At 67.4% G+C, this 8795-nt stretch carries 4 protein-coding genes; 2 read left to right on the top strand and 2 right to left on the bottom strand.

Translation table 11 applies throughout. The annotated features are described in order from the left end of the window. Both A5777_RS21470 and acpS read left to right on the top strand, forming a co-directional pair. On the top strand, positions 1 to 7356 hold a 7356-nt coding region (locus A5777_RS21470), incomplete at its 5' end, for a type I polyketide synthase (RefSeq protein ID WP_064864451.1). A 4-nt stretch (positions 7357 to 7360) separates the two neighbouring features. Continuing rightward, positions 7361 to 7753: a holo-ACP synthase AcpS gene (gene acpS / locus A5777_RS21465; protein WP_039856554.1), complete on the top strand. Its 393-nt coding sequence runs from the start codon at positions 7361 to 7363 to the stop codon at positions 7751 to 7753. A 36-nt stretch (positions 7754 to 7789) separates the two neighbouring features. Here acpS and A5777_RS21460 read toward each other — a convergent pair whose 3' ends face one another. Both A5777_RS21460 and A5777_RS21455 read right to left on the bottom strand, forming a co-directional pair. Next, a complete protein-coding gene (locus tag A5777_RS21460; protein ID WP_064864449.1) occupies positions 7790 to 8410 on the bottom strand; it encodes a TetR family transcriptional regulator in 621 nt (206 codons plus the stop codon). A gap of 36 nt (positions 8411 to 8446) precedes the next feature. After that, positions 8447 to 8795, bottom strand: a 349-nt coding sequence (locus A5777_RS21455; protein WP_064864448.1) for a peroxiredoxin, incomplete at its 5' end; no start/stop codon positions are given.

Below are 8795 nucleotides of genomic sequence, written 5' to 3'. Positions count from 1 at the left end.
CGGCACGGTTATCCCACCATGCCGCTCGACGGCATCCTGATCGGCACCGCGGCCATGGCCACCGCCGAGGCCACCACGGCGCCGGAGGTCAAGCAGTTGCTCGTGGACCCCGCGGGGGGCCACGACTGGATCGGCGCAGGCCGTGCCGCACACGGAATGGCCTCGGGCCGAAGCCAACTCGGCGCCGACATCCACGAGGTCGACAACGCCGCGTCGCGCTGCGGGCGACTTCTCGACGAGGTGGCGGGCGACGCCGACGCGGTGGCCGAACGCCGCGACGAGATCGTGGCCGCCATGGCGCCGACCGCCAAGCCCTACTTCGGCGACGTCGACTCGATGACCTATCGCGAATGGCTCGACCGTTACGCGACGCTGGCCGTGGGGGACGGTCGCACCGATCAGTACCCGTGGGCCGACATCACCTGGCAGCAGCGGTTTGTCGAGATGCTGCAGCGTACCGAGGCGCGTATGCACCCGAAGGATTCGGGGCCGGTGCCGACGATGTTCGCCGACCTCGCGTCGACCGACGATCCGCATGCGGCGATCGACGCTCTCGGCGGTGTCTATCCCGAGATCGAGACCGACATCCTTCATCCCGCGGACGTCGCGTTCTTCCTCGGTCTGTGCCGGACCCCCGGCAAGCCGGTCAACTTCGTGCCCGTCGTCGACAAAGATGTTCGACGGTGGTGGCGCAGCGACTCGCTGTGGCAGGCCCACGATGCACGCTATGGCGCAGACGCCGTCTGCATCATCCCGGGGCCGGTCGCGGTATCGGGTATCACTCGTGTCGATGAACCGGTGGGTGACCTACTCGACCGGTTCGAGGCCAGGGTCGTCGACGATCTGACCATCGCCGGTGCGGCGCCTGAGCCGATCACCGCGCGCAAGCAGGCCCAGGTTCGCGACACAGGCGTCCTCGGTGCCGTGCTCTGGGCTGACGATGTCTCGTGGGCCGGCCGTATCGTGCCGAGTCCCATTGCGCTACTGGGTGCTCGGGAGTCCTGGGAGGTCACCTCGGAGCATCGCGCGGAGCACGCGGCAACCGGCGCTGTGCTCGAGCATCTGGGCGAAGACAACTTCGAGCTGACAGTGCCGATCTCGGGATCGTCGGTGCGCATTCCGCTCCGCGTCGATCGGAGCATCGCCGACGGCGGTAGCCCGCGCATCGAGCGAGATGATGCCGCAGACGCGATGCGCGAGATCCTCACCGTCGCAGCGGGTGGATGTCTGACAGACGTCGTCGACGGTGCCGCGGTCACCACAGTCGAGTGGTCGGCAGACGGCGTCGCCGACCACGCAGTGGTCACCGCCAACACGCTGCCCGCTCACCTCCACGCCGTGACACCGTCGCAGCCGTTCGGCTTCGCGGTGCCCGACACGCTCGTAGGCGCCTGCTGGCCAAGCGTTTTCGCGGTGATCGGTGCTGCCAAGACCGGTGACGGCATCCCCATCGTCGAGGGACTGCTCGACCTGGTCCACCTCGACCACACCATCGAGACGGTCGCAACCATTCCCGACCACGACACCGAGCTCACCGTCGTCGCCCGCGCCGCCGACGTCCGGGATACGACCGTGGGACGCGTCATCGACGTCGCCGTCGAGGTGTCGGGGCCGGACGGTGAGATCGCCCGTATGACAGAGCGTTTCGCCATCCGAGGCCGGATCGGCGATGCCGAACTCGACGATCCGCAGCGTGCCGGGGGAGCGATCACAGACGAGGCGTCGGCCACCCGGAAGCCGCTGCGTACCGCGACGATCACCGCGCCGACGCGCATGGGTGCGTTTGCTGCCGTCTCGGGTGACCGCAATCCGATCCACACCGACGCATGTGCCGCGAAGCTCGCAGGACTCGGCGAGCCGATCGTGCACGGCATGTGGCTGTCGGCGGCCGCTCAGCACGTCGTCACCGCGGCCGATTCACGCAATCGCACCCCGTCGCCACGCCCGATCGTCGGGTGGACTGCTCGCTACCTGGGGATGGTCCGCACCGGAGATGCGGTCTCGGTCCGCGTCGACCGCGTCGGTCTCGATCGCGGCCGCGAGGTCGTCGAGGTGACCTGCAAGGTCGGCGACACCCTGGTGATGAGTGCCACGGGACTTCTCGCGGCTCCGCGCACCGTTTACGCCTTCCCGGGCCAGGGCATCCAGAGCAAGGGCATGGGGCTCGACGCCCGGTCGCGCTCGAAAGCCGCCCGGGCCATCTGGGACCGCGCGGACAAGCACACACGTGCTGCTCTCGGGTTCTCGATTCTCGCGGTCGTTCGCGACAACCCCACAACCCTCGTCGCCAACGGGACCACCTACAACCACCCCGACGGTGTGCTGTACCTGACTCAGTTCACCCAGGTCGCGATGGCGACGCTCGGCGTCGCGCAGATCGCTGAGCTCAAGGAAGCAGGCGGATTCGTCGACGGTGCCATCACCTGTGGGCATTCGGTCGGCGAGTACAACGCCCTTGCGGCATGCGCGGGAGTGCTCCCACTCGAAGCCGTCCTCGAGGTGGTGTTCCAGCGCGGCGAGGCCATGCACCATCTGGTCCCGCGAGATGAACTGGGGCGCAGCGACTATCGCATGGCGGCCATTCGCCCGAGTCAGTTCGGCCTCGCCGACGCCGACGTCGAGTCGTTCGTCGCGGAGGTCGGAGAGTCGATCGGCGAGTTCCTGGAGGTCGTCAACCTCAACCTTCTCGGCTCGCAGTACGCCATCGCGGGTACCGTTCGCGGTCTCGAACATCTCGAGGACGAGATCGAGCGTCGTCGAACCGAATTCGGCGGCAAGCGATCGTTCATCCTCGTACCCGGCATCGACGTCCCGTTCCATTCGACGGTGCTGCGCGCCGGTGTGCCCGAGTTCCGCGGCAAGCTCGACGAACTGCTGCCCGCACGGATCGATCCCGACATCCTCGTCGGGCGCTACATCCCGAATCTCGTGCCGCGATTGTTCACACTCGACCGCGCGTTCGTCGAAGAGATCGCGGCACTGGTGCCGTCCGAGCCGCTCGACGCCGTGCTCGCCGACTGGGACACCCATGCGGCTGACCCGGCTGGTTTGGCGCGCATCGTTCTCATCGAGCTGCTCGCGTGGCAGTTCGCGAGTCCCGTGCGCTGGATCGAGACGCAGGACCTCCTCTTCGGTGCAGCCGAACGCGGTGGCCTCGGCATCCAGCGGTTCGTCGAGATCGGCCTCAAGGGTGCGCCGACGCTAGCAGGCCTGGCGACCAACACCCTCAAGCTCGACGACTACGGTTCGGCGACAACCGAAGTGGTGAATCTCGAGCGCGATTCCGATGTCATCCTCGCCAAGGACGCGGGTGCCGAGCTCGATGACGAACCCGCCGACGACGCGGCTGCGCAAGACACCGGTGCTTCACAAGATGCGGCGACAAACACGCCCGCTCCCGCGGCAGCAGCGCCTGCGGCTCCGAGCGCGCCCGCGGGCGCTCCGCGGCCCAACGACGTCTCCTTCGGGCCGTCGGATGCGGTTCGTGCAGTAGTCGCGCTGTGGACCAAGATCCGCCCCGAGCAGATCGGTTCGGCAGACACCATCGAGGCGTTGTGTGACGGCGTCTCGTCGCGGAGAAACCAGCTCCTGCTCGATATCGGTGCCGAACTCGGACTCGGCGCGATCGACGGCGCCGCGGAAGCCGACATGGTGGCGCTCGCCGCGACGGTCGACAGCCTCGCGCGCGGCTACCGCCCTCTGGGTGCGGTCCTCACCGACGCCGTGTCCGATCAGATCCGCAAGGTGCTCGGCCCCGTCGGAAAGCGGCAGGCCTACATCGCCGATCGTGTGACCGGTGTGTGGCAGCTAGGTCCTGGCTGGGGGCTGCATGCCACCGTGGCGCTCGCTCTCGGCACACGCGACGGAGCCAGTGTGCGTGGCGGCGACCTCGGCGATCTGCTCGACGGACCTCTCGCCAACACCGACGCACTCGACGCTCTCGTCGACCGCGCGGTGGCCGCGGTGGGTGCGTCCCGCGGGATCGCGGTCGCCAAGCCCGCGGCCGACACCGGCGGCGGCGCAACGGTCGACGCGGCCGCACTCGGTGAGTTCACCGAGCAACTGACCGGACGCAGCGGCGCGCTCGCCTCTGCCGCATACACGGTGCTGGCCAAACTCGGACTCACCGAGGACGACGCCGCGCCCGAGATCGCGGAGAACGTCGACGCTGCGCTGGCCGAGCGGGTCAGTGCCGAACTCGGCTCAGATTGGGCACGCACCGTCGCGCCGGCGTTCGACGCCGAGAAGATCGTCCTCGTCGACGACCGGTGGGCCACGAGTCGCGAGGATCTGGTGCGGATCTGGCTGACCTCCGACGCCGATCTCGCCGACCGTCACGACACGATCGTCGAGTCCTTCGTGGGTGCGGGACAGACTGTCGCACAACATGCCACGTGGTGGCAGGGCAAGGCTCTCGCCGCAGGCGAGGCGACACGCGCCCAGATCTTCGGCGCAATCGCCGCCGCAGCACAGGCGCCGGACTCGGGTGAATGGTCCGACGACGTCGCAGTGGTGACCGGCGCGGGCAAGGGGTCGATCGCCGCAGGCGTGATCGGCCGACTGCTCGCGGGCGGAGCCACGGTGATCGCCACGACGTCGAAGCTCGACTCCGGAAAGCTCGCCTTCTACAAGAAGCTCTACCGCGAGAACGCGCGTCACGACGCCGCGCTGTGGGTCGCACCGACCAACATGGCGTCGTACAACGACGTCGACGATCTCGTCGAATGGGTTGGCAGCGAACAGACCGAGAACATCGGCGGCACAACGGCTGTCCTCAAGCCGGCGATGAAGCCGACGCTGCTATTCCCGTTCGCGGCACCTCGTGTCGCCGGTGATCTCACCGACGCCGGAGCGCGCGCGGAGCTCGAGATGAAGGTCCTGCTCTGGTCGGTGGAGCGGCTCATCGCGGGGCTGTGTGAGATCGGCGCCGATCATGACATCGCGGCTCGACTGCACGTCGTGCTCCCCGGATCGCCCAATCGCGGCATGTTCGGTGGGGACGGGGCCTATGGCGAGTCCAAGGCCGCACTCGATGCGCTCGTCACCCGCTGGGGAGCTGAGGAATCATGGGGTGCGCGAACGACTCTCGCGCACGCGCTCATCGGCTGGGTGCGCGGCACCGGGCTGATGGGTCACAACGACGGCATGGTCGCGGCCGTGGAGGCCGCGGGCGTGCGGACGTGGAGCACAGACGAGATGGCGGCACAGCTCCTCGGACTGTGCACTCCCGCGCAGCGCGTCGCCGCGCGGGATCAGGCGATTCTCGCCGACTTCACCGGCGGCCTCGATCCGTCTATCGACCTCAAATCACTTGCCACCGAACAGGATGACGCGAGCGAGGTCGAGACGGAGGAACTCGACGAGGCGACCGTCGCTGCGCTGCCCGCGCCGGCTCGTGCCGCGGCATCGATGACGCCCGCGTGGCCGTCGATCGATGCGCGTCCCGAGGATCTCGTCGTCATCGTCGGCGCCGGAGAGCTCGGGCCCTACGGTTCGTCGCGCACCCGGTTCGAGATGGAGGTCGACGAAAAGCTGAGCGCGGCAGGCGTGTTGGAGCTTGCCTGGAACACCGGTCTGATCGTCTGGGACGAGGCACCGAAGCCGGGCTGGTACGACACCGAGAGTGGCGATCCGGTCGACGAGGCCGATATCGCCGAGCGTTACCACGACGCGGTCGTCGAACGTTGCGGTATTCGACGCTACGCCGACGACGGTGCGATGGTCGACAATACCTCGCCGCTGCTCACGTCGATCTTCCTCGACGAGGATCTGAGCTTTACCGTCAGCTCCGAAGAGCAGGCCAGGGCATTCGCGGATGCTGATCCGGACAAGACGAGGATCGCTCCGATCTCCGACACCGGGGATTGGCGGGTCACGCGTCTGGCCGGTACCGAGATCCGCGTGCCCCGCAAGTTCGAGCTGAGCCGGACCGTCGGAGGTCAGATTCCGACCGGGTTCGACCCGACTCGCTGGGGTGTCACGCCCGACATGGTGGAATCAATCGACCGTGTGGCGCTGTGGAATCTCGTCGCGACCGTCGACGCCTTCCTGTCATCGGGCTTCACGCCGTCGGAACTGATGCGGTGGGTGCATCCGGGACTCGTCGCCAACACTCAGGGAACCGGCATGGGTGGCATGACGTCGATGCGTGAGCTGTATGTCAACACGCTGCTCGGCGAGGCGAAAGCCAACGACATCCTGCAGGAGGCGTTGCCGAATATCGTTGCCGCACACGTTGTTCAGTCGTACGTGGGCAGCTACGGTGCGATGATCCACCCTGTCGCTGCGTGTGCGACGGCCGCTGTGTCGGTCGAGGAGGGCGTCGACAAGATCCGTCTCGGCAAGGCGATGTTCGCGGTGGCGGGCGGATTCGACGATCTCGGTATCGAAGGCATCGTCGGATTCGGCGACATGTCGGCGACCGCGGAGTCGGCGAAGATGGCTGCACGCGGAATCGACGAGCGCCGGTACTCGCGTGCCAACGATCGGCGACGTGGTGGATTCGTCGAATCTGCCGGTGGCGGAACCATTCTGCTCGCTCGTGGCGACGTCGCGGCACAGCTCGGATTGCCGGTTCTCGGCGTCGTAGCCTGGGCGCAGAGCTTCGGCGACGGTGTTCACACCTCGATTCCCGCACCGGGACTCGGAGCATTGGGCGCCGCACGTGGGGCGCTCGCCTCACCGTTGGCCGATGCGCTGGGTGCGCTCGGTGTGAGCGCCGACGACGTCGCTGTGGTGTCCAAGCACGACACCTCAACGCGCGCAAACGATCCCAATGAATCCGAGCTCCACGAACGACTCGCCGACGCGATCGGCAGGACGCCCGGCGCGCCCCTGTTCGTCGTGTCGCAGAAGTCGCTCACCGGCCATGCGAAGGGTGGCGCTGCGGCATTCCAGCTCATCGGGCTCTGCCAGGTGCTGCGCGACGGAGTGATCCCACCCAACCGCAGTCTCGACTGTGTCGATGAGCAGATGCGCGACTACCCCCACCTCGTGTGGGCGCGTGAGCCGCTCGCGCTCGGTGATCGATTCCCCCTCAAGGCAGGTCTGCTCACCAGCCTCGGCTTCGGCCACGTGTCGGGTCTGATCGCCATCGTTCATCCGGAAGCCTTTGTCGCAACTCTGGATTCGGATCAGGCGCAGAGCTATCGCGATCGGGCAGCACGCCGCGAACGTGATGGCGCACAGCGGCGGCTGGTCGCGATGTGCGGCGGCGAGCCTGCGTACCGACGTCCGTCGGGTCGTCGTTTCGACAGCACACTCGACGAGCATGATGCCGAGGCCGGACTGCTGCTCGATCCGGGTGCGCGGCTGACGACCGATGGCGCGTACGGCGCCGCGGCCGATGGACGCTGACGCGATGGCCGTACTCGGGGTGGGGATCGACGTCGTGTCGATCCCGGAGTTCGGAGACCAACTCGAACAGGTCGGCACGAACTTCGTCGAGAGGTTCACGGTGGGCGAGCGGCGTGACGCGGCAACGGGTACGGGCGAAGACGCCCGTCACCTCGCGGCACGGTGGGCGGCGAAGGAGGCCGTGGTCAAGGCGTGGTCGGTGAGCCGATTCTCGCGCTCGCCGCTGCTGCCGCTGATCCGGCACAGTGATATCGAAGTCGTCACCGACACCTGGGGCCGTCCGGCGATCAGGTTGTCGGGAGAGATCGCCGAACACCTTCGTGACACGACCGTACACATTTCGCTCACGCACGACGGGAACACGGCTGCCGCAGTGGCGATCCTGGAGGGGAGCTGACCGGAGGGTGCGCAATCCGTCTGTCGTGCAACGGATTCAGCTGCCGGTCGACTCCTCGAGCAGGAGATATCCCGCGAGCATGCGCTTGAGTTCGTCGACCGTCGCGGCGTGGTCGTGGCCGTCCTGCACCGAGAAACTCAACAGTGAGTACGCGGTGTGGACCAGCACCTGCGCCATCATCTCCCGACGATCTCCCTGCGAGGGGGTCAGCGGAGCAAGGATGCGGGCCACCTGTTCGGCGAGAACGCGTTCGTTGAGTGATGCCGTCGCGCGGGTTGCGGGAGTCGACTGGACCGCGAGCCAGACCGCGCGCCGCGACGGATCGTCGCGCCAGAGGGTCGCCAGATGGTCGAGGAACTTCTCGAGCAGGTTCGGCCATTCGAGCGACGGCACCTCCGACGCGAAGGCGGCGAGCTCCTCGCGTACGCCGACCGTGTCCTGTCGATCGAGTTCGCAGACGATGACGTACTTGTTGGCGAAGTACTGATAGAGGGTTCCGATGGGCACTCCGGCGCGAACGGCGATCTCCTCGCAGGTGAGCGACTCGAAACCCACTTCGGTCAGCAGGTCCCGCGCCGTCGCCAGCATCGCGGAGAACTTTCGTTTGCTGCGCTCCTGCGTCGGGCGTTTGCGCGGCACCAGGGGTTCGGTACTCATCGGTTCGGTCAGCTCGGTTCGATCAACGTCTGTGGGTCACACCGACAGGTCGCGCCTGAGCTTGGCAACGTGCCCGGTGGCACGCACGTTGTACTGCGCGAGCGCGATGGCCCCGTGGTCGACGAGGAACGTCGACCTGATCACACCCGTCACGGTTTTGCCGTACAGCTTCTTCTCGCCGAAAGCGCCCCACGCGGTCATGACCGACTTATCCGGATCGGACAGGAGTGGGAACGTCAGGCCCTCGGCGTCGGCGAACTTTGCCAGCTTCTCCTGCTTGTCAGGGGAGATGCCGACGACGGCGATGCCCTGTCCGTCCAGTTCGGCGAGGTTGTCGCGAAAGTCGCACGCCTGCTTGGTGCAGCCGGGAGTCGACGCCGCGGGG

Source organism: Gordonia sp. 852002-10350_SCH5691597, assembly GCF_001665715.1.
Lineage (GTDB): Bacteria > Actinomycetota > Actinomycetes > Mycobacteriales > Mycobacteriaceae > Gordonia > Gordonia sputi.
This window is presented reverse-complemented; position numbering and strand designations above follow the sequence as displayed.

Bases quoted from the DNA above. Each gene is read 5' to 3' on its own strand.
- acpS (WP_039856554.1), top strand. From the start codon at position 7,361: ATGGCCGTACTCGGGGTGGGGATCGACGTCGTGTCGATCCCGGAGTTC.
- A5777_RS21460 (WP_064864449.1), bottom strand. From the start codon at position 8,410: ATGAGTACCGAACCCCTGGTGCCGCGCAAACGCCCGACGCAGGAGCGC.